The organism is Microtetraspora sp. AC03309 (assembly GCF_020826795.1).
GTDB lineage: Bacteria > Actinomycetota > Actinomycetes > Streptosporangiales > Streptosporangiaceae > Microtetraspora > Microtetraspora glauca.
In genome coordinates this window covers 1-727 of record NZ_JADDIL010000300.1, presented here as the reverse complement: position 1 = coordinate 727, position 727 = coordinate 1, and the positions used below count along the sequence as shown (strand labels likewise).

Below are 727 nucleotides of genomic sequence, written 5' to 3'. Positions count from 1 at the left end.
AGTTCGACGATCCCGCGACGGCGAACCGACGCCGGCCTCGCGTGGAGGGCCCCGCCCGGCCGGTCGCCGTCTTCCTGCCCGGCAGCCGGTGTGCGGGCAGCCGTCACCCCTACCCTGGCCGCGCCCGCCGGATCGCTCCCGTCCCGGTTGTCACCCGCGAGAGGTTCGGAAGGTAGGCCGGGTGTGAAACCGAGGCCCTGCACAAGGCCAAGCGCAGGCTCAAGCGCAGGGTCGTGCGCAGGATCGGGTGCGGGGTGGCGGGGCCATCCCGCGGGTCGACGTCGGGTGATCCCGGCATGCAGGAGTTGTCCCTGTTCGTCACAGATGGCGAACCGCCACTCCCCACCGATCTGACGCTTGGCGAGCCGGCGTGCCAACTGGGCGTGGATGGGTCCCCATCCGGCGAGTTCGGCGGGCAGGTCGTCCAGGTGCATCAGGGTCGACAGCTGGACCCGTAGCTCACCGGCCGCGAACCCGACCACCCCCACCGCCCCGACCGTACGGGCGGCTGCGGTGCCGTTCTCGTTCTTCGTGCTTCCCGTCACGGTGCCCGCGCCTGCCAGGTCCATCTGCGGGTTGCTGTTACCGGTCCCAGAGGCGGAGACAGCGTTGGACTCGACCCCAGAGCCGGGACCAGCATCGGAACCGGAACCCGGGGCGGGACCAGGACCGGGACCGGGACCGGGACCAGGACCGGGGTCTGGGTCGGGGTCTGGGTCGAGGCCGG

1 protein-coding gene is annotated in these 727 nt (G+C 72.1%); it reads right to left on the bottom strand.

Translation table 11 applies throughout. The features are described from left to right. Window positions 1–569: hypothetical protein (locus IMZ11_RS42950; protein ID WP_228649369.1), on the bottom strand; the 569-nt coding region annotated here is incomplete at its 3' end. Between the last annotated feature and the right edge of the window lie 158 nt (window positions 570–727).